Here is a 19,451-nt window from a genome sequence, read left to right as displayed (position 1 = left end):
GCGGCCCTTCACGGGCCAGCGCCGCGCTCAAGCCAGTCGAGCAGGATCGGATTGACCAGCTCCGGAGCCTCGTCGTGGGGGCAGTGCCCGAGACCGGGCAGCACGCGCAGCTCGCGCACCGCGTCAAAGCGCTCCGACCAGCGCCGGGCCTCCTCCGGGTCCTCCCATGGGTCCCGCTCGCCCCAGAGCAGCCGCACCGGCAGGGTGCCCAGCCGGGCGAGCAGTTCGGGGGCCAGATGATCGGAGAAGAGATTGATGAAGCCCCGAAAGCTTTCGAGGGCCCCGGGGTCGGTGCTCGGCCGATAGAGAATCTCCACCAGCTCGTCATCCACATGGGCGCCGCTGGGGTAGGCCTGCCGCAGCACCCGCCGGATCAGGCCGGGTCGGGCCAGAGCCCTGAACAGCGGGCCGATCACCGGACGCTGCCGCACCAGGGCCTGAACCACGGGGCGGCCCCAGCGCTGCAGGGCCGGAAGCTCCGCCAGACGCTTGTCGTCGAGGCTGCGCTCAGCGCAGTCGATCAGGATGAGCTGGCTGGGGGCCTGGCCCTGGGTCTGCAGCCGTTCCGCCGCGCGCAGGGCCACCAGGGCGCCGATCGAGTTGCCGACCAACTGGAGCGTGGTGCCACCGCCGCCGGAGTGGGGCCGGATGATCGCCGCGGCGAAGGCGATGACCTGGTCGGCCCAGAGATCGAAGCAGTAGCGCACGGTCCCGGCCTGTTCCGCTTCCCCGCTCAGACGGGAGCGGGGTTTGTCGCTGGAGCCGAACCCGAGCAGATCGATCGCGTAGACCTCGAAGCGGCTGGCCAGGGCCGCCAGATTGCTCCGCCAGTGGCCGGAGGAGGCGCCGAAGCCGTGGATCAGCAGGACGGGAGGAGCCCCGGGCCGTGCCGGCGACGGCCCCAGGTGACGGAAGGCGATCGAATGGCCCTCCCAGCGCCATCGCTGCTCCGGCAGGCTCTCGAGCGACGCTGGAACCACGGGAACCATCAAGGGGGACCGGCCTGCCCCTCCGAATTCAGACGGCGGCCGTCTGGTTGGCGAGGAGAGACTTCAGCTTGGCCAGTTCCCCGGCCCAGCGGGGATCCGGAGCGCCTTCGGTGACGGTGTCGCTGTGGACCACCTTGTTGACGGCCTTGCGGGCGACGCTGGTCGGGGCCGAACCGGGACGGCGATCGACTGCGCCGCCGCCGCGGGTCTCGCGCCGCTCGGAGCGCTCGATCCGCAGGGTGTTGCCGCCGAAGTCACGGCCGTTGAGCTGCTCGATCACGCGGTCGGCCAGGGCCTCGTCATCAACGTTGGCGAAGCCGAAGCCACGGCAGGCGCCCGTTTCTCGGTCCTGGACCGTCTTGAAGCGGACCCCCTCACCCACGGCCGTGAACAGAGCGTTGAGCTCCTTGTCGTCGAAGCTCTGCGGCAGGTTGCCGACATACAGGCGAACGCTCATGGAAGGAAAGGGGGGAAGGAAATGGCTCGGGCTCCAGGCCAGGGCCTGATCGATCGACAGACTGCTCCGGTACACCGGTTCGGCCCATGGCCGTTGAGCCGATGCGGCCCCTGGTTCCCTGAACAAAACGTCGGATGATTCAGCGGAAGGCTGCGGGCGCGGATCAGGCTGAACAGACGCCTGTGCACGGTGTAGTTAATCACGCCGAGTGGCCCTCAAGCCAGATCCGGGCTGAGGCGAGGGCTTCGTCATGATCGTGGAGACGGCCGAAGGCCGCTTCCAGGCGGAGGTGCTCCAGCAGGGCCCCCAGCCGCGGGGAGGGGCTCAGCCCCAGGGACTGCTGCAGCTCGCGGCCATCGACCGGGGAGCGGGGGTGGAAGAGGCGGTCACTGGGGTCGTGCCAGCGCGCCATCCAGGCGTGGGCCAGCGGGGCCGAAAAGATTAGCAGCAGGGCGGGCAGGTCGGCCTCCAGCTGCCGGTGCAGGCCAAGTCGCTCCGGTTCACTCAGGTCCCCGATCCGGGAGTCCGGTCCATCCTCCGGCCCGGCGGCCTGGCCCCCCCCTCCCAGCAGCCGGAGCTGCCAGTGACGCAGGCGGGCACAGCGCTGCTGCAGCCGCCGGCTGCTGCGCAGCCGGGTGAGCCCCTCCGCGTCGAAGAGGATCGCCAGCCGCGCCAGGGCCAGTGCCGCCCCCGCCAGCGGGGCGACGAGCCCCCGTTCCTCCGCCTGGCGGGGGCCGAGCCGCCGCAACCAGGGCCCGGCGGCCTTGGCCGGGTCCCCCCCGGGCCGCCAGGGATCCAGCAGCCCGCCGTCGAGGGCCCGGGCCAGTCCTTCCCCACCCGCGGGGCAGTGCGCCAGCTTCTCGAGCTCCAGCAGAACCCGTTCCGGGGCCACCTGGGGCAGCCGCGAACGGTGGCGCCGGATCCCCTCCCAGGTGCCGGGCTCCAGCCGGAAGCCCAGCTCCGCGGCGAGCCGGACCCCGCGCAGCAGCCGCAGGGGATCCTCCAGCAGATTGCGCTCCCGCACGGCCGTGAGCTGACCGGCGATCAGATCCTCCAGGCCCCCGGTGGGATCCAGCAGGCACGCCTGCCCGTCGAGCGGCAGGGCCAGGGCGTTGAGGCGGAAATCGCGGCGCCAGAGGTCTTCCGCCAGGTCCTCGCCGGCCTGGCGGGCCACGTCGAGGGTCCAGCCGGAAAGCACCAGCCGGGCGATCGATCGGCGGGGATCGAGCACCACGGTGCGGCCACCGTGGCGGCGGGCCAGCGCATGGCACAGGGCGATGGCATCCCCGGGCACCACCAGGTCCAGATCGGGTCGCGCCGGGAGCCGGCCCAGCAGGCCATCGCGCACCGCCCCCCCCACCACGGCTGTTCCCGGGGGGAGGTCGCCCGGGGGCACGGGCCAGAGCTCCAGCCGCAGGGCCAGTCGCAGGGCCGCCGCCGCCGCCAGGAGCCGGGCTTCGCCCGCGGCGGTCCGCCACCCCAGAATGGGCGGGTTCGGAGGCCGCGGCGGCATGTGCATCTGCGTGGATTGCCACTGGGTGGATCGCTGTCAGGCCTATCACGCGGTCGAGCGCCAGCACGGTGTGGTCCCGCTCAGTGATGCCCCCGATTTCCGCCCCGTGGAGCCGAGGATCCACGTCCAGGTGATGGACCTGCCCCGGAGTCAGGTGGGGGTGGAGTGGGATGTGCGGGCCTGTGGCAGCTTCCGCCGGGAGGAGGGCCGCTGGCGGCGGCTCCGCCCCGGTGAGCTTCTGCCCCCATGAGTGTGCAGGGGAGCGCATTGCTGGCGCTGCACAGCTCCAGTGATGTCCTTGGGGTGGGATGGCGGGACGGCCAGCCCGGACCCTGCGGGGGCGGCGGGGCGGCGGGACGGTCGCGCATCGCCACCTTCCCGCTGGGGCGTCGGCTCTCGAACGAGCTGCTTGGCTGCATTGAGAGCGTGCTGCCGGCCGAGCACTGGCGCAGCCTGGGCCGCCTGGCCGTGGTCACCGGTCCGGGAGGGTTCACCGGAACGCGACTGACCGTCGTGTTCGCTCGCACCCTGGCCCAGCAACTCGATCTGCCCCTGCACAGCTGCAGCAGCTTCCTGCTGGTGGCCCATCGCCTCTGGCGGCTGGGCGACGTGGGCAGCGAGCGGGTCTGGCTGACCCAGGCGCTGCCCAGACGCGGGGTGGTGGCGGGCTGCTACGGCCCTGACGCCGGGGCGCTGGGCGGCCTGAGGGAGTGGGAGCCGCCCCGCCTGTTTCGTTCCCTGGCGGATCTCCCCCAGGGGACACGGCTGGAGGTCCAGACCGATCCGGCCGCGGATGTGGGCGCCCTGCTCGAGCTGGCCGGCCTCGAAGCCGCCGCCGGTCTGGCCCCCCCCTGGCAGGGGGTCCTGCCCCTCTACCCCACCAGCCCCGTGGAGCCGGCCTGATGCGTCGGCTGCTGTTGCTGGGCCTGGCGGCGGGCGGGCTGCTCCTGCTGGGCCGTCCGCTGCTGGGGCCGCCGCCGGTCCGGCCGCAGCTCATCCTCGTGCTCGGGGGCGACATCGCCCGTGAGAAGCTGGCCGGCCAGCTCGCCCATCGCTATGGATTGCCGGTGGTGGTCAGCGGAGGCAGCAACCCCGAATACGCCCAGTGGCTGTTCCGCCAGGAGGGGCTCGGCAGCGGTCAGTATCAGCTCGACTACCGCGCCCGGGACACCCTCGGCAACTTCACCACGGTGGTGGATGACCTGCAGCGCTCCGGGGTGCGTCACGTGCTGCTGGTGACCAGCAGCGATCACATGGACCGGGCCCTGCTGGTGGGCCGGATCGTGGCCGGCAGCCGCGGCATTCATCTCTCCCCCGTGCCGGTGTCCTGTGGGGATCGGTGCCGCTCGGAAGGACGGCGCAAGGTCTGGGGCGATGGGGTGCGGGCGGCGGCCTGGGTGCTCACGGGGCGGGATCTGCGCCGCTGGGCGGCAGAGCGGATGCCGACCTGGCTGGGGCCAGCAGGCCCTGATCCAGCAACCCGTTGATCTGACGCTGGCAGGCCAGGGTCGCCGCGTGGAGATCCCCGTGGCGCCGGGACGTTGGTGGCGGAATGGGCACCCCGATGCGGATGTGGATCGGCAGCAGCCGGGGCCATGACTGGCCGGTGCCAAGGGCCCGATGGCTGTTGATGATCGCGACCGGCAGCAGCGGCACCCCGGCCCGGGCCGCGAGCAGGGCCGCACCGGGTCTGGGCTCGTTCACCCGGCCGTCGCTCTGGCGGGTGCCGTCGATGAACACCCCCGTGGCCCAGCCCTCCAGCAGTCGGTCGGTGGCGGTGCGGATCGCCTCCCGGTCGCTGGCCCCCCTGGAGACGGGGTAAGCGCCGCAGGCGCGGATGATCGGTCCCAGCAGCGGCACCGCGAACAGTTCCGCCTTGGCCATGAAGGCCACCGGGCGCCCCAGGGCATGGCCGAGCAAGGGCGGATCCAGATGGGAGCCATGATTGGCCACCACCACGACGGCCCCTTCGATCGGGACGTGGTCGTTGCCGGTGGTGCGGCCGCGGAAGAGCAGCCGGTAGATCGGAAACACCAGCAGATAGCTGATCAGCCGGTAGGTGAGGCTCGGGCGCGGGGTCAGCAGGACCGGCGGATCGGCGGGCCGTCGCCGACGGCGACCCAGGCGCCGCCCCTGCCTGGAGGGCTCGACTCCATCCCTCCGGCTGGTCAAAGCCCCAGATCGGCGCTGCTGGCGACCTGGGAGGTGGTGACCCCCTGGAGGCTGCGCCGGATCAGGCCGGTGAGCACATTGCCGGGGCCGATCTCCACCACGGTTTCGATCCCCTGGCTGGCGAACTCCTCCATCGTTTCGCGCCAGCGCACCCCGGTCACCATCTGGCTCCGCAGCCGCTGCTTGAGGGCGTCACCCCGGGTTTCCGGGGTGGGATCGGTGTTGCTGAGCACGGGGATGGTGGCGTCGGCGAAAGGCACCTGGTCCAGCAGATCGGAGAAGGCGGCGGCGGGGGCGGCCATGTGCGGCGAGTGGAAGGCGCCGGAGACGGCCAGCGGAATGGCCCGCTTGCAGCGCAGCTGGCCGATCACGGTGGCCACGGCCTCCGGGCTGCCGGAGAGCACCACCTGGGCGCTGCTGTTGTCGTTGGCGATCACCACATTCGGTGTGGCCGCCACCAGAGCGTCGAGTCCGGCGCGATCAAAGCCCATCAGGGCGGACATGGCGCCTCCCCCTGCCGCCGCCATCAGCTCACTGCGGCCCCGCATCAGCTCCAGGCCGGCCGCGAAGTCGAAGACTCCGGCCGCGTAGAGCGCGACCAGTTCCCCCAGGCTGTGGCCAGCCACCAGCTGGGGGGCTAGGCCCTGGCCCCTGAGTCCATCCACCAGCAGGCTTTCGATCACGAACAGGGCCGGTTGGGTGTTGCGGGTGTCGTTGAGGTCGGAGAGGCCGTTGAGACTGGGCTGGCTCTCGCCCTCGCAGATCGCCAGCAGGTCACGCCCGAGCTGCTCTGAGGCCAGGGCGAACCGCTCATGGGCGCCGGGGAGATCGAGCAGGGCGGAAGCCATCCCCAGTTTCTGTGATCCCTGGCCGGGGAACACCCAGGCGATTCCCATGGCGACGATGAACCGATCTGGTGGAGATTACGGCGGTGCCGTTCCGCCCGGAGCCGGCGTCGCGGTCTCCTCCGGTTGGCGCGGTGTGGGCGGGCCCCAGCGCAGCAGGGCCGCTCCCCAGCTCAGACCGGCCCCAAAACCGCTGCTGGCGATCAGGTCCCCCGGGCGGATTCGTCCGTCGCGCACTGCCTCGTCGAGCATGAGTGGAATGGTGGCGGCCGAGGTGTTGCCGTAGTGGGCCAGGTTCGTGAGCACCCGCTCCGGGGCCACGGAAAACCGTTCGGCCACCGCGTCGAGGATGCGCTGGTTGGCCTGGTGCAGCAGCAGCCAGTCCAGCTGGTCGGCGCGGGTTCCCGTGCCCTCGAGCAGCTCCTGCAGCACGGCGGGAACCTCCCGCACCGCGAACTTGTAGACCTCCTGGCCGTTCATGTGGATCGGCGCGAAGCCGCCGAGCTGGGCCGTGTGGCCGTTCACCAGGGGTTGGCGCTCCGGCCGCTGCCGCAGGGAGAGGCAGTCACTCCGGCGGCCATCGGAATGCATCCGGAAGCCGATCAGGCCGTCACGGGCCGGATCGCAGCCCTCCACCGCCACCGCGGCGGCACCATCACCGAACAGCACGCAGGTGCGGCGATCGTCCCAGTCGACCCAGCGGCTGAGCTGGTCGGCGCCGATCACCAGGGCGCGCCGTGCGCTGCCGGCGCGGATGTACTGGGCGGCGGTGATCAGGGCGAACAGGAAGCCGCTGCAGGCGGCGGTGAGATCGAAGGCAACGGCCGAGCGGGCCCCCAGCTCCCCCTGCACGCGGGGGGCGGTCCCGAACAGATCATCCGGACTGGAGGTGGCGAGCAGGATCAGATCCAGCTCGGTGGGCTCCCAGCCGGCGTGGGCGAGGGCCCGACGGCCGGCCTCCACCGCCAGGCTCGTGAGCGTCTCCCCGGGGCCCGCCACCCGCCGGGCGGCGATGCCCGTGCGGCTGCGGATCCAGGCGTCGTTGGTGTCGACCCGGCGGCTCAGCTCCTCGTTGCTCAGGCTCAGGGCCGGCAGGGCGCTGCCGCACCCCACCAGGGCCATGCCTGCGCCCATCCGGCCGAGCGACACCGTGTCCGTCCCCAGGTCGGCTCAGTCAACCACAGGTCGACACGGCATCTTCCTGGGCGCAGAGCCGGTGCAGATCCTCCATCACCCCATGGCTGGCCGCCAGCTGCGCCAGCCGCAGGGCGCTCACCACCGAGAGGGCCTTGCTGCTGCCGTGGCCGATCACGCAGACCCCGTCGACCCCGAGCAGCAAGGCCCCGCCGTGCTCGGCATGGTCGAGTCGCTTCTTGATGCGCACCAGATTGCTGCGCAGAAAGGCCGAGCCCACCTTGCCGCGCCGGCCCCGCGGCAGCTCAGCGCGCAGCACGTCGAGCAGAACGCCGCCCACCGACTCCAGGAACTTCAGCAGCACGTTGCCGGTGTAGCCGTCACAGACCACCACGTCGAACTGACCCGAGAGCACGTCACGGCCCTCGCAGTTGCCCGCGAAGTGGATCCGCGATTCCGCCGCCAGTAGGGGGAAGGTCCGCAGGGTGAGTTCATTGCCCTTGCACTCCTCCTCCCCGATGTTGAGCAGCCCGATCCGGGGCTCGGGAACGCCGAGCACATCGCGGCTGTAGATCGTGCCGAGCAGGGCGAACTGGTGCAGGTAGGCGGGCTTGCAGTCCATGTTGGCCCCGACGTCGAGCACCAGCACCTGCCGGGCCGGATCCTTGGTCGGGAAGAGGGCGCCGATCGCGGGCCGGTCGATGCCCTTCAGGCGGCCCAGCCGGAAGATCGCCGCCGCCATCACCGCCCCGGAGTTCCCCGCCGAGTAGACCGCCGTGGCCTCTCCCCGCTTGACCAGGTCCATGGCCAGGTTGATGCTGGCGTCCCGTTTCCGCCGGACCACCGTGGCCTCCTCGTTCATGCCCACCGAGGGGCCGCTGGGTACCAGGTGCAGCAGGCCATCCGCCTGGGCCTCCCGGAGCGGGTCGGCCAGCCCGAGCTCCGCCACGGCCCGTTCCACGGCATCAGGCTCGGCCACGAAGCGGACGCGCAGGGGCAGGCGGCGCACGGCCTGAAGGCAGCCTTCCAGGATCGGTCCCGGGGCCACATCGCCACCCATGCCATCCACCGCCAGCCAGGGCCGCTGACCCGTGGGGATGTCGAGGGGCTCGCCGCCGCCCTGCTGCAGGCGCCGCAGCGGATCGATCACCAGGGGATGGAGCATCGACCCTGCCGTGGAGGCCATGCTGCCCGCCACCGATCCGGCGGCCGAGGCCACGCTGCCCGCCACCGACCCGGCCGCGGAGGCGGCGGTGTTGGCCGAGTTGGTGGCGGTTCCCACCAGGCTCGTGACCGCGGCGTTGCGGCGGTACCAGATCACCAGCCGCCGGATCGCCCGGCTGGGCCGGGCCCGCCGCACACTGCGGGAGTCGGTGTCAGGGTCCTTCGGTGGCAACGGCTTCCACGATGCGCTGGAACAGGTAACCCGTGCCCCTGGCCGTGAGGATCAGCTCGGGATTGGCTGGATCATCCTCCAGTTTGGAGCGCAGACGCGAGATGTGGACATCCACTACCCGGGTATCCACGTGACGCTCCGGGGTATAGCCCCAGACCTCCTTGAGGATCTCGCCACGGCTGAACGGCTCGCCCGAGCGGCTGACCAGCAGCTCCAGCAGGCTGAACTCCATGCCGGTGAGCCGGATGCGCTCGTCTCCCCGGTAGACCTGGCGCTTGTTGGTGTCGATGCGCAGGTCGCTCACCTGGATCACCCCGGAGTTGGGGATCCCCACGATCTGCTCCTTCTCGACGCGGCGCAGCACACAGCGGATGCGGGCCTCGAGCTCCTTGGGGCTGAAGGGCTTGACAACGTAGTCGTCGGCGCCCAGCTCCAGGCCGGTGATCCGGTCGGCCACGTCGCCCAGGGCCGTGAGCATCACGATCGGCACGTCGGACTCCTTGCGGAGTTCCTGGCAGACCCCGTAGCCATCGAGCTTGGGCATCATCACGTCGAGCACCACCAGGTCGGGAAGGGACTGGCGGAAGGCCTCCAGGGCCTCAACCCCGTCACTGGCGGTGACGACGTGGTAGCCGATCATCGACAACCGCGTGTCGAGGATCCGCCGGATGCTGGCCTCGTCATCGACGACGAGGATGGTCTCCTTGGCCGGGGCGGAAGTCGTCATCGCGACACCATCGCATTTACAAAGGTTCGGGCCTGGGAACTGACGGAAAGAACTCAGGGTTCATCAAGCGCCATCATCCATCACCCTTCTTACTCCTCCCTTGCCCCGGACTACACCCCTCTACGTCTGCCAGAGCTGCGGAGCCCACTCCCGCCAGTTCTTCGGGCGTTGTCCCGGCTGCGGCAGCTGGAACACGCTGCTCGAGCAGAGCGCCCCTCCTCCGGATGGCCGCCGCCGCCGGGGTGGGCCCACCTCCCCCGGGGACGGGGCGGCGATGGCGGGCCGGCCGCGCCGTTCGGAGCCGATCCAGGCGGTGGGCGAGCGGCCGCTGCAACGGCTGCCCAGCGGCTTCCCGGAGCTGGACCGGGTGCTGGGTGGTGGGCTCGTACCCGGCTCCCTGGTGCTGGTGGGGGGCGACCCGGGCATCGGCAAGTCCACCCTGCTGCTGCAGTGCGCCCAGTCCCTGGCGTCCATGTGTCCCATCCTCTACGTGAGTGCCGAGGAGTCGGCCCAGCAGGTGAAGCTCCGCTGGCGGCGCCTGGACGGGGTGCTGGACGCCCCGCCCCCACCCCAGGGCCCGGCCGGGTTGCAGCTGCTGGCCGAGACCGACCTGGAGCTGGTCCTGCAGGAACTGGAGGCCCTCCGCCCTGCTGTGGCGGTGATCGACAGCATTCAGGCCCTCCACGACGCCCAGCTCGGCAGCGCTCCCGGTTCGGTGGCCCAGGTCCGGGAGTGCGCCGCCGCCCTGCAGCGGCTGGCCAAGCGGCAGGACACGGCCATGCTGCTGGTGGGTCATGTCACCAAGGAGGGTCTGCTGGCCGGCCCCAAGGTGCTCGAGCACCTGGTGGACACCGTGCTCACCTTCGAAGGGGACCGGTTCGCCAGCCACCGGCTGCTGCGCGCCGTCAAGAACCGCTTCGGGGCCACCCATGAGCTGGGGGTGTTCGAGATGCGCGACCGGGGCCTGGCCGAGGTGGGCAACCCCAGCGAGCTGTTCCTGGGCCAGGAGGGTCCCAGCCCCGGCACCGCCACGATCGTGGCCTGCGAGGGCACCCGCCCCCTGCTGGTGGAGCTCCAGGCGTTGGTGAGTCCCACCAGCTATGCCAGCCCCCGCCGCACCGCCACCGGCATCGGCATCAACCGTCTGCACCAGATCCTGGCGGTGCTGGAGAAGCACCTGGGGCTGCCCCTCTCCCGGTTCGACTGCTATCTGGCCGTGGCCGGTGGCCTAGCCGTGGAGGAACCGGCGGCGGATCTCGGGGTGGCGGCCGCGGTGGTGGCCAGCTGCCGCGATCTCACCCTGCCGGCCGGCACGGTCCTGGTGGGGGAACTGGGCCTGGGGGGGCAGATCCGCGCGGTGGGGCAGCTGGAACTGCGGCTTCTGGAAGCCTCCCGGCTCGGATTCCGCCGTGCCGTGGTGCCCCGCGGCAGCGGGCTGGGCCCGGCCGCCGCGGCCATGGGCCTGGAGCTGCTGGAGGCGGCGGGGGTGTCCGAGGCGATGGTGGCGGCATTGGGCGTGGATCCCGCCGCGGACTGAGCGGTGCCGAGCCTCAGAAGTAGACGTCCACGGCGCCGCGGCCGCTGGTCTTGAGCCAGTTCTGGGCTTCGATGTAGTTGTTCGGAGCCATGCGGATCGCCTTGCCCCAGTAGCCGGCGGCCTGGTCGAAACGGCGATCGGCCTCGTCGGTGTCGCCCCGTTCCTCGGCCAGGGAACCCAGGTGGTGATGGATCACGGCCATGTTGTTGAGCACCTGCGGCATCTTGCCGTTGAGCTCAAGCGCCTGCTCGTAGATCTCGATCGCCCGCTGGTGGTCGCCATTGCTGGTGTAGACGAGGGCCATGTTGTAGAGGATGAAGGCCCGATCGAGCGGATCGTCCTCCAGTTTGAGGGCCTCCTCGTAGTTTTCCAGCGCTTCGGCGTACTCCCCATCCCCCTGGGCACTCATGCCGTCGCGGTAGTAGGCGAAGGCCTCCTTGGCGCGGCGGTTAGTGGGCAGGACCTTGAGAATCAGGTCGGCCATCACCGTGAAACTCTTGTCGATGAAGTTGTCGTTGCGTTGGCTGCGGGGCACGGCGCGGGAGTCCGGATCGGTCCCCCCATCCTGACGGGTGCCCGCCGGCTCGGTCAGGCCGCGTTGCACTCCCTACGCTTGATCCCTCCGCCTTGCCTGGGAGCCAGCCCCCTGTCCCCTTCCGCCCCCACCCCCGGGATCTCGGCCAGGACGTCCGCCCGGATGCCTGCCGGGATCCCCGCGGCGACGACCCCGGCGGCCCCCGGGGTCGAGCCCCTGCTGCTGGAGGTCGATGGGATGAAGTGCGGGGGTTGCGTGCGGGCCGTGGAGCAGCGGTTGCTGGAGCAGCCCGGGGTCTGCCAGGCCAGCGTCAGCCTGCTCACCCGCACCGCCTGGATCGGTCTGGACCCCACCGCGGGGGAGCCGGCCGGGGCGGCCGAACCGTTGATTTCCAGCCTGCTTGCCCTGGGTTTTGAGGCCCGGCGCCGGGACGGCGCGCCCTCGGTGCTCTCGAGGGCCGAGCGGGTGGCCCAGCGGCGCTGGTGGCAGGGCTGGCGCCAGCTAATCGTGGCCCTCAGCCTGCTGCTGGTGTCGGTGCTCGGCCATCTCGCCGAATCGCGCAGCCTGCCGGCTCCCCTGCTGACCCTGCCGGGAATGTCCGTGCTGGCGGCCCTCTGGTTCCATGCCCTGGTCGCCACCCTGGCGCTCGTCGGCCCCGGGCGGGGGATCCTGGTGCGCGGTGCCCGCCACGCCTGGCACCGGGCTCCCAGCATGGACACTCTGGTGGGCCTGGGCATGGCCAGTGCCTACCTGGCCAGCCTGGTGGCCTTCCTGCGACCGGCCTCCGGCTGGCCCTGCTTCTTCAACGAGCCGGTGATGCTGCTCGGGTTCGTGCTGCTGGGCCGTTTTCTCGAGGAACGGGCCCGCCATCGCACCGGAGAGGCCCTGGAGCGGCTGGTCCAGCTGCAGCCGGATCGGGCTCTGCTGCTGCTGGGGGATGGTCCCCCTCGCGAGGTGCGGGTGGGTGGCCTGCGGCCCGGGGATCGGGTCCGGCTGCTGCCGGGGGATCGGGTGCCGGTGGATGGCCTGGTCCTGGAGGGCCGCTCCGCCGTGGATGTGTCGAGTCTCACCGGAGAGCCCCTGCCCCTGGAGGCCGAGCCTGGCCGGGAGCTGATGGCCGGCATGCTCAACCTGCAGGCCCCTCTCGTGCTGGAGGTCCGCCACACCGGGGCCGCCACCACCCTGGCCAGGATCATCGCCCTGGTGGAGCAGGCCCAGGCCCGCAAGGCACCGATCCAGCGCCTGGCGGATCGGGTGGCGGGCCGTTTCAGCCTGGCGGTGCTGGCCCTGGCCCTGGGCACCTTCCTGTTCTGGTGGCAGTGGGGCACCCGGCTCTGGCCCCAGGTGCTGCTGAGCTTCAGTGCCGCCCCCGGGGGGCACAGCGGCCATGGGGGGCTGGGACTGCTGGGCACTCCGATCTCCAGTCCCTTCTCCCTGGCCCTGCAACTGGCGATCTCCGTCCTCGTCGTGGCCTGTCCCTGTGCCCTCGGCCTGGCGACCCCCACGGCCATCACGGTGGGCTCGGGCCTGGCGGCCCGCTCCGGACTGCTGTTCCGCGGAGGCGACGCGATCGAGACGGCCGCCGGTCTCCAGGCCATCCTCTTCGACAAGACCGGCACGCTCACCCTGGGGCGCCCCCTCGTGGTGGCTGTGGTGCCGGCCGGTGGCGGGGATCCCGGGGACGTAGATCCCGAGGACGTAGATCCCGAGGACGTAGATCCCGAGGGGGCCGCCGCCGATCGGTTGATCGGCATTGCCGCCGCCCTTGAGCAGCAGACCCGCCATCCCCTGGCCCATGCGCTGCTGCAGGAGGCCCAGCGCCGTCAGCTGTCCCTCCAGGGGGTGAGCGACAGCCTCACCGTCCCCGGTGCCGGCCTGGAAGGCCGCGTCGGGACGGAGGCGGGGATCTGCCGCATCGGCCGCCCGGACTGGCTGTCCCAGCTGGGTCTGCCCCTGGCCCCGGACTTGCACCGCCGCCTCGACGGGCTGGAAGCTCAGGGGGCCACGGTGCTGGCCGTGGCCTCCCAGACCTCGGTGCTGGGTCTGGTGGCGGTGCAGGATCAGCCCCGCTCCGATGCGGCCACTACCCTGGCCGCCCTGGCCGCCCAGGGGCTGCGGCTCGGCGTGCTCAGCGGTGATCGTGCCCAGCCGGTGCTCCAGCTGGGCGAGCGCCTCGGCCTCGCGGCCGCCGATCTGGCCTGGGAGCTCAGGCCTGAGCAGAAGCTGGAGCGCATCGTCGAGGCGCGCCGGCTCGGTCCCCTGGCCATGGTGGGTGACGGCATTAACGATGCTCCCGCCCTGGCGGCGGCCGACCTGGGGATCGCCGTGGGCACCGGCACCCAGATCGCCCAGGACACGGCCGACCTGGTGATCCTGGGCGATCGGCTCGAGGGGCTGGTGGAGGCGTTGCGTCTGGCCCGCCGCACCCTCGCCAAGGTGCGCCAGAACCTGGCCTGGGCCTTCGGCTACAACCTGATCGTGCTGCCGATCGCGGCCGGCCTGCTGCTGCCCGGCTATGGCCTGCTGCTGACGCCGCCGCTGGCGGCCCTGTTGATGGCCCTCAGCTCCGTGACGGTGGTGGTGAACGCGCTGCTGCTCCATGGCCGGGCCTGAGGCCCCCGTGCCGCGGGGGCGCTTCCTGGTGCTGGAGGGGATCGACGGCAGCGGCAAGACCACCCAGCTGGAGCAGCTGCGCCACTGGCTTCCCGCCAGCGGCCTGCTCCCCCCCGGCGCCGATCTGGTGGTCAGCCGGGAGCCCGGGGGAACGCGACTGGGCCAGGCCCTGCGCCAGCTGCTGCTGCACCCCCCCGACGGGGCCGCCCCCTCCCCCACCGCCGAGCTGCTCCTCTACGCCGCCGATCGGGCCCAGCACGTGGAGTGCTGCATCGCCCCAGCCCTCGCCGCCGGGCACTGGGTGGTGAGCGACCGCTTCGTCGGCTCCACGGCCGCCTACCAGGGCCATGGCCGGGGACTTTCCCGGGAGGTGATCGCCCGGCTGGAGACCATCGCCACCGCTGGGGTGGTGGCCGATCTCACCCTCTGGCTCGACCTGCCGCCGCTCGAATCCGTCCGGCGGCGGGGCTCCCGTCCCGCCGACCGGCTTGAGGCCGGCGGTGTGCCCTTTCTCGAGCGGGTCCGGCAGGGGTTCACCCAGCTGGCCCGTCAGCGGAGCTGGGTCACCATCGCGGCTGACCGTCCACCGGAGCACGTGGCCGCCAGGATCCGCTCGGTGATCCTGGAGCGGCTCGGATCGCCCGCTTCCCCCCACGCCGATGGCTGATCCCTTCGCGGACCTGATCGCCCAGGCACCGGCGGTGACGCTGTTGCGCTCTGCCCTGAAGCTCGGGCGTCTGGCCCCGGCCTATCTCTTCGCTGGCCCCGACGGGGTGGGACGGCGGCTGGCGGCCGTGGGATTTCTCGAGGGGCTGCTGGCCGGGCCGGACGGGTCGGTGCCCATCCGGCGTCGCCTCCGCCAGGGGAACCACCCCGACCTGCTCTGGATGGAACCCACGTATCAGCACCAGGGGAGGCTGATCGCCGCCTCCGAAGCCGTGGCCTCGGGGCTGGCGAAACGGGGGCTCCCCCAGGTGCGGCTCGAGCAGATCCGTGCGGTCAGCCGCTTCCTGGCAGGCCGGCCGCTGGAGGGATCCCGCTGCCTGGTGGTGATCGAGGCGGTGGAGCTGATGGCGGAGGGCGCCGCCAATGCCCTGCTCAAGACCCTGGAGGAGCCCGGTGAGGGGCTGCTGATCCTGCTCAGTGCCGCCCCCGAGCGCCTGCTCGCCACGATCCGCTCCCGCTGCCAGCTGATTCCCTTCCAGCGGCTGGATCCGGCCGCCATGGCCGCCGTGCTCGCCAGGCTCGACGGTGGATGCGCGACGGTTGATCCCCCCGCCCTGCTGGAGCTGGCGGCCGGGGCTCCCGGGGCCCTGCTGGAGCACCGCCGGCAGTGGGGGGGGCTGCCCGAGGGCCTGGCGGAGCGGATGGAGCGCCTGGGGGCCGATCCGCTCGAAGCCCTGGGGCTGGCCCGGGATCTCACCGAGGCACTCGAACTCGATCAGCAGCTCTGGCTGCTGAACTGGTGGCAGTGGCGGCGCTGGCACCTGGATCGTCAGATCGGCGTCCAGATCAGGCTGGAGCGACTCCGTCGCCAGCTGCAGGGCTTCGTTCAGCCCCGCCTGGCCTGGGAGGTGGCGCTGCTGGAGATCGGCGGGGTCACCGGCTGAGCCGGCGCGACGGGTCAGGCGCTTTCACGGGCTCCCGGGTTGGGGGGATCGGCGTCGTCCCCGGAGCCTCGGCCGAGGCTCTCCTGCTGCAGGAGCCTCTCCTCGCTGGGGAGCTCCAGGCAGTAGCCGGCCCCATAGACGGTCTTGATGAAGCGGGGCTTGCGGGGATCGGGTTCGAGCTTGGTGCGCAGGTGGCGCACGTGAACCCGGATCGTCTCGATGTCGTCGTCAGGTTCATACCCCCAGACCTCCTTGAGGATCAGCGAGGGGGCCACCGTCTGCCCGTGGCGCTGGAGCAGGCAGTGGAGCAGCTCGAACTCCAGGTGGGTCAGGCGCACGGGGTCGTCGAACCAGATGGCCTCGAACCGCTCCGGAACCAGGGTGAGCGGGCCGTAGCTGAGGATTTCGCTGTGCTTGGTGGAGACCGGGGCCCGGTCACTGCGCCGCAGCAGGGCCTTGACCCGCACGATCAGCTCTTCAAGATCGAACGGTTTGGTGAGGTAGTCATCGGCGCCGGAATTGAATCCGCTCACCTTGTCTTTGGTGCCCCCCAGGGCTGTGATCATCAGGATCGGGATGGCGGCCGTGCGCTCATCGCGCCGCAGCCGCTGGCAGAGGGTCAGCCCGTCGACCTTGGGCAGCATCAGATCCAGCAGGACCAGGTCGGGTCTGGCCTGCAGGGCCAGGGCCTGGCCCCGGATGCCATCTTCGGCGCACTCCACGGAGAAGCCTCCATGCTCCAGGTGCCCCGCCACCAGCTCCCGCATGTCCCGGTCGTCTTCGATCAGCAGGATGCAGGGCTTCATGGAGGCGGCGCTGATGGGCGGTGCTGAACAGAGGTGCTGAAGGGTGGTGTCACAGGAACCCGGGGATCCGGACGCCTTCCACCCATGGCCATTGTCGCCAGTCCTGCCAGGGACGGTAACGGCCGCCGGCCCGGGGGCCAGATCTTCAGACTCTCTTCCCGCCCGGCCATTGACAGCGGCCGCCTTGCGCAACTACCCGCCCCCCCCTGCCAGGGCGTGGGACGGGCGGATGCAACCAACAACTCCCCGGGCGGGATTCGAACCTGCGACCAATCGGTTAACAGCCGACCGCTCTACCACTGAGCTACCGAGGATTGAACCGGATTGAACCTACCCGCCGGCCCTGCCGCCCGGCAAGGGGGGCTCCCGACGCTCCAGAGCTCGCCGCAGGGCCGGGCCCGATTGCCAGAGCGCCAGCCGCCCCCGCTCCATCACGGCGGCGGCGTCGCAGCGGTCGAGTTCCTCGAGGCGGTGGGTGATCCAGAGGGCGGTCAGGGGCTGCTCGGACCGGGCGCACAGGCGCTGGATCAGCCCCAGCACCTCCTGCTGACTGTCCGGATCCAGCAGGGCGGTGGGTTCATCCAGCAGCAGCAGGCCGGCCTCGCCGGCCAGGGCACCGGCGATGGCCAGCCGCTGTTTCTGACCGCCGCTGAGGCTGTGGATGGGTCGTCGCTCCAGGCCGCCCAGCCCCACCAGCGCCAGGCAGGCCCGGATGCGGTCCTGGCGCTCCCGGGGCTCGAGATCCGCCGGCAGACCGAGCTGGAGATCGGTGCCGCAGCTGGGCAGCAGCAACTGGTGGTCCGGGTTCTGGAACACCAGGGCCGTGCGCAGGGCGCAGTGGATGGTCCCGGTCTGGGCCTGAAGCAGGCCGGCGAGCAGCCGCAGCAGGGTGCTCTTACCGCTGCCGTTGCCGCCCACCAGCATCCACAGCCCTGCAGCGGGAACCTGGAGATCACAACGGTCGAGGGCCCGCTGGCCGGAGGGCCAGGCGAAGCTGAGACCCTGGGCCGTCAGGATTGGTTCCGACCCCGTCGGGCCGCTGCGGCACGCGTCAGGGCCTGGCAAGGATCAGCTCTCGAAGCTGAAGCCCGGGCGCTTGCTGCCCCCACCCACGGCCGATTTCTCGTACATCTGCACCCCCACCAACTCGCTGCTCAGCAGGCAGACCCGCTTCTCCTCCGCCTTCTCGCAGGTCAGCTCGAGCACGCGGGGGTGGCCGCTTTCCATGGCCGTGCGGATCTCGCCGAACAGGCTCTGGGCCGCGGCGAGTTCCTTGCGCTGCACGGCGATGGGCATGGGACTGAGCTTGAGGGAGAGCTCGACGACGTACATGGTCTGCGCCGGGGGGCGGAGGGATGGAAGGCATCACTCTGGCGATTCCGTCAGAGTGATGCCTCCGATGGTATGGCTCCGTCCTGGATGGACCTGGCTGCAGCCGAGCGTTCCAGAGAGCCCCCGCGCCATCCCTGGTGGCTCTGGCTGATCGGGGCGGTGTGCGCCCTCTTCGCCCTCCGGTCGCTCTCGCTCGTCGAGGCGACCAGTCTTTGGATTGATGAACTCACCACCGTTCAGCAGGCGTTCCAGCCCTCGTTCGAGGTGCTGCAGGAATCCCTGCGGACCGACTCCCATCCACCGCTCTACTACGGGCTGCTCTGGCTGTACGGCCACGTCGTTCCGCAGACGACAGGGGGGGTGCGGTTCCTGTCCTGGCTGGCCTACGGCGCCGGTGGCCTGGCTCTGGTGGGGCATGGGCGCGGCCTGGCCCTGGCGCTCGGCTCTCCGGCGCCCGGGGTGGCGGCCGCGGCCGCGGCGCTGCTGGCCTTCTGTCTCCCCCTGCCGCTGCGCTACTCGATCGAGGGCAGGAGCTACGCCCTGCTGGCCCTGCTGGTCACCCTGGCGTTGTGGTCCCGGCGCTGTCTGCTCACGGAATCGCCCCTGCCGCCACGCCGCCGCTGGCTCTGGCTCGGCTGTCCCCTCGCCCTGGCCCTGGCTGCCCTCACCCATTACTACGGCCTGTTCACCCTGATCGGCCTGGCTCTCGGGGATGCCGCCATCGCCCTGGGGCGGGCGGCCGGCCGGCGCCGCCGGCTGGCCCTGATCGCCGCGGAACTCGGGGCGGCGGTGCCGGTGCTGGGCTGGATCCTGCCCCAGCGGCAGTTTCTGGTGGGAGGGAGCACGGTGGACTGGCTGGGGCCGCCGGATGGCCGCTTGCTGAACGACCTGCTCGCGGCCTATCTGGGTCCCTTCCCCGGTCTGAAACTGGTGCTGATCGGAGCCGGACTCCTCCTGTGGATCCGCAGCGGACACCTGCTGGTCCTGGCCGGCCCCGGGACGGCGACATCCGGATCGGCGGGGGGAGCACCCCCCGGCCGGCGCAGCGGCCGCTGGCTCGACCTCAGTGGTCTGCTCGGCGGGCTGATGATGACGGCCCTGGTGCTGGGGGTGTCCTGGATCAGGCCCCTGGCCCATCCCCGATACTTCATCGTGCTGATGCCCGCCGTGGTGAGCAGCCTGGCCGTGGGCATCGCCCGGCTCCGTCCCCGGGACCGGTCCACCGGGACCCTCCTGGCGGTGATCCTGGCGGCCGCTTTGATTCTGAGCTGGCAGAGCGCCTTCTCCAGCCTCGATCCCGCCGGTGCCGCGCGCGGCAGCCGGGAAGGCTGCGATTTCCGTGCCCTCTCCCTGGCCACGGAATCCGAGCCGCTCCGCTACACGACCCGGGCTCGCCGGCACCTCCAGGCATCCGATCAGGTGCTCATCGCGGCAGGACGCCTCGACGGCGGGGCGGCCCCCTGGCGCAAGGCCAACGAGCTCGATGGGGTGCTGAACGGTCAGGGCGCGACCCTGCCCGGGCGCCTGGCCCTGGCCGCCACCGGAGACCCGGAGCATCGCCGCCTCTTCGACACCTCCCGCCAGCGGCTGGAGGAGGCCGGCTATCGCTGCCGGGACCTGCTGCCCGGTCATGCCCAGGCCTGGGCCGTCCGCTGTGGGCGATCCTGAGAACCCACGACCAGTGAGGGTCACCGTTTAGAGTGAAGTTGTAACGCTTCATGACATACCCACATGACGATCGCTCTAGGGCGCGCGCCGGCCACGAGGGGATGGTTCGACGTCCTC

General features: G+C 71.4%; 20 protein-coding genes and 1 tRNA gene. 8 read left to right on the top strand and 13 right to left on the bottom strand.

Annotated features, from left to right (window positions below; all coding sequences use genetic code 11):
• Positions 1-8: 8 nt before the first annotated feature.
• The 3 genes from ACWJI7_RS11785 to ACWJI7_RS11775 form a co-directional block, all read right to left on the bottom strand.
• Positions 9-980, bottom strand: a complete 972-nt coding sequence (locus tag ACWJI7_RS11785) for an alpha/beta fold hydrolase (protein WP_479938157.1) — start codon at positions 978-980, stop codon at positions 9-11.
• 37 nt (positions 981-1,017) lie between these two features.
• Positions 1,018-1,446: an RNA recognition motif domain-containing protein gene (locus tag ACWJI7_RS11780; protein ID WP_479938156.1), complete on the bottom strand. Its 429-nt coding sequence runs from the start codon at positions 1,444-1,446 to the stop codon at positions 1,018-1,020.
• A gap of 199 nt (positions 1,447-1,645) precedes the next feature.
• Entirely contained in the window at positions 1,646-2,959 is a 1,314-nt protein-coding gene (locus ACWJI7_RS11775) for a tRNA nucleotidyltransferase/poly(A) polymerase-related protein (RefSeq protein WP_479938155.1), read from the bottom strand.
• Here ACWJI7_RS11775 and ACWJI7_RS11770 point away from each other — a divergent pair.
• Genes ACWJI7_RS11770 through ACWJI7_RS11760 form a run of 3 tightly spaced genes read left to right on the top strand, consistent with a single transcriptional unit; the run spans position 2,958 to position 4,446 of the window.
• Complete coding sequence (locus tag ACWJI7_RS11770; RefSeq protein ID WP_479938154.1) at positions 2,958-3,209, top strand: Ycf34 family protein; 252 nt, start codon at positions 2,958-2,960, stop codon at positions 3,207-3,209. The two genes, ACWJI7_RS11775 and ACWJI7_RS11770, sit on opposite strands and share 2 nt — an antisense overlap.
• Entirely contained in the window at positions 3,206-3,862 is a 657-nt protein-coding gene (gene tsaB / locus ACWJI7_RS11765) for a tRNA (adenosine(37)-N6)-threonylcarbamoyltransferase complex dimerization subunit type 1 TsaB (RefSeq protein WP_479938153.1), read from the top strand. Before ACWJI7_RS11770 ends, tsaB begins: the two co-directional genes overlap by 4 nt.
• On the top strand, positions 3,862-4,446 hold the full coding sequence (locus tag ACWJI7_RS11760) for a YdcF family protein (protein WP_479938152.1): 585 nt from the start codon (positions 3,862-3,864) through the stop codon (positions 4,444-4,446). The genes tsaB and ACWJI7_RS11760 overlap by 1 nt, the downstream gene beginning before the upstream one ends.
• On the opposite strand, the gene ACWJI7_RS11755 is transcribed toward ACWJI7_RS11760, so the two are convergent.
• Genes ACWJI7_RS11755 through rpaB form a run of 5 tightly spaced genes read right to left on the bottom strand, consistent with a single transcriptional unit; the run spans position 4,361 to position 9,233 of the window.
• A complete protein-coding gene (locus tag ACWJI7_RS11755; RefSeq protein WP_479938207.1) occupies positions 4,361-5,083 on the bottom strand; it encodes a lysophospholipid acyltransferase family protein in 723 nt (240 codons plus the stop codon). The genes ACWJI7_RS11760 and ACWJI7_RS11755 overlap by 86 nt on opposite strands.
• A gap of 44 nt (positions 5,084-5,127) precedes the next feature.
• Positions 5,128-6,027, bottom strand: a complete 900-nt coding sequence (gene fabD, locus ACWJI7_RS11750) for an ACP S-malonyltransferase (RefSeq protein WP_479938151.1) — start codon at positions 6,025-6,027, stop codon at positions 5,128-5,130.
• 27 nt (positions 6,028-6,054) lie between these two features.
• Positions 6,055-7,098, bottom strand: a complete 1,044-nt coding sequence (locus ACWJI7_RS11745; RefSeq protein WP_479938206.1) for a beta-ketoacyl-ACP synthase III — start codon at positions 7,096-7,098, stop codon at positions 6,055-6,057.
• A 52-nt stretch (positions 7,099-7,150) separates the two neighbouring features.
• Positions 7,151-8,506 carry a phosphate acyltransferase PlsX gene (plsX, locus tag ACWJI7_RS11740; RefSeq protein WP_479938150.1) on the bottom strand — a complete coding sequence of 452 codons (1,356 nt, stop codon included), beginning with the start codon at positions 8,504-8,506 and terminating at the stop codon, positions 7,151-7,153.
• Positions 8,487-9,233, bottom strand: a complete 747-nt coding sequence (rpaB, locus tag ACWJI7_RS11735) for a response regulator transcription factor RpaB (protein ID WP_479938149.1) — start codon at positions 9,231-9,233, stop codon at positions 8,487-8,489. Before rpaB ends, plsX begins: the two co-directional genes overlap by 20 nt.
• A 100-nt stretch (positions 9,234-9,333) precedes the next feature.
• On the opposite strand from rpaB, the gene radA reads away from it, so the two are divergent.
• Positions 9,334-10,770: a DNA repair protein RadA gene (radA, locus tag ACWJI7_RS11730; protein ID WP_479938148.1), complete on the top strand. Its 1,437-nt coding sequence runs from the start codon at positions 9,334-9,336 to the stop codon at positions 10,768-10,770.
• Positions 10,771-10,783: 13 nt separating this feature from the next.
• On the opposite strand, the gene ACWJI7_RS11725 is transcribed toward radA, so the two are convergent.
• Positions 10,784-11,305 carry a photosystem I assembly protein Ycf3 gene (locus tag ACWJI7_RS11725; protein ID WP_479938147.1) on the bottom strand — a complete coding sequence of 174 codons (522 nt, stop codon included), beginning with the start codon at positions 11,303-11,305 and terminating at the stop codon, positions 10,784-10,786.
• 162 nt (positions 11,306-11,467) lie between these two features.
• On the opposite strand from ACWJI7_RS11725, the gene ACWJI7_RS11720 reads away from it, so the two are divergent.
• From ACWJI7_RS11720 to ACWJI7_RS11710, 3 genes are read left to right on the top strand one after another with little or no spacing between them, the layout of a single operon-like run.
• The gene (locus tag ACWJI7_RS11720; RefSeq protein WP_479938146.1) at positions 11,468-13,918 is read left to right on the top strand and encodes a heavy metal translocating P-type ATPase; all 2,451 of its coding nucleotides are present in this window, start codon (positions 11,468-11,470) and stop codon (positions 13,916-13,918) included.
• Positions 13,905-14,585, top strand: coding sequence for a dTMP kinase (tmk, locus tag ACWJI7_RS11715; RefSeq protein WP_479938145.1), 681 nt, complete (start codon positions 13,905-13,907; stop codon positions 14,583-14,585). The genes ACWJI7_RS11720 and tmk overlap by 14 nt, the downstream gene beginning before the upstream one ends.
• Positions 14,578-15,528, top strand: coding sequence for a DNA polymerase III subunit delta' (locus tag ACWJI7_RS11710; protein WP_479938144.1), 951 nt, complete (start codon positions 14,578-14,580; stop codon positions 15,526-15,528). Before tmk ends, ACWJI7_RS11710 begins: the two co-directional genes overlap by 8 nt.
• Before the next feature lie 14 nt (positions 15,529-15,542).
• On the opposite strand, the gene ACWJI7_RS11705 is transcribed toward ACWJI7_RS11710, so the two are convergent.
• From ACWJI7_RS11705 to ACWJI7_RS11690, 4 genes are all read right to left on the bottom strand, one after another.
• Complete coding sequence (locus ACWJI7_RS11705) at positions 15,543-16,334, bottom strand: response regulator transcription factor (protein WP_479938143.1); 792 nt, start codon at positions 16,332-16,334, stop codon at positions 15,543-15,545.
• Positions 16,335-16,576: 242 nt separating this feature from the next.
• A tRNA-Asn gene (locus ACWJI7_RS11700) sits at positions 16,577-16,648 on the bottom strand.
• Between the two features lie 16 nt (positions 16,649-16,664).
• Positions 16,665-17,399 carry an ABC transporter ATP-binding protein gene (locus ACWJI7_RS11695; RefSeq protein WP_479938142.1) on the bottom strand — a complete coding sequence of 245 codons (735 nt, stop codon included), beginning with the start codon at positions 17,397-17,399 and terminating at the stop codon, positions 16,665-16,667.
• Between the two features lie 3 nt (positions 17,400-17,402).
• A complete protein-coding gene (locus ACWJI7_RS11690; RefSeq protein WP_479938141.1) occupies positions 17,403-17,666 on the bottom strand; it encodes a UPF0367 protein family in 264 nt (87 codons plus the stop codon).
• A 72-nt stretch (positions 17,667-17,738) separates the two neighbouring features.
• On the opposite strand from ACWJI7_RS11690, the gene ACWJI7_RS11685 reads away from it, so the two are divergent.
• Complete coding sequence (locus ACWJI7_RS11685) at positions 17,739-19,334, top strand: hypothetical protein (protein WP_479938140.1); 1,596 nt, start codon at positions 17,739-17,741, stop codon at positions 19,332-19,334.
• Positions 19,335-19,451: the final 117 nt, after the last annotated feature.

This window comes from Cryptocyanus atlanticus LEGE 06306, assembly GCF_056633155.1.
The sequence above is the reverse complement of the archived record's forward strand: the minus strand, read 5'-3'. Positions and strand labels throughout refer to the sequence as shown.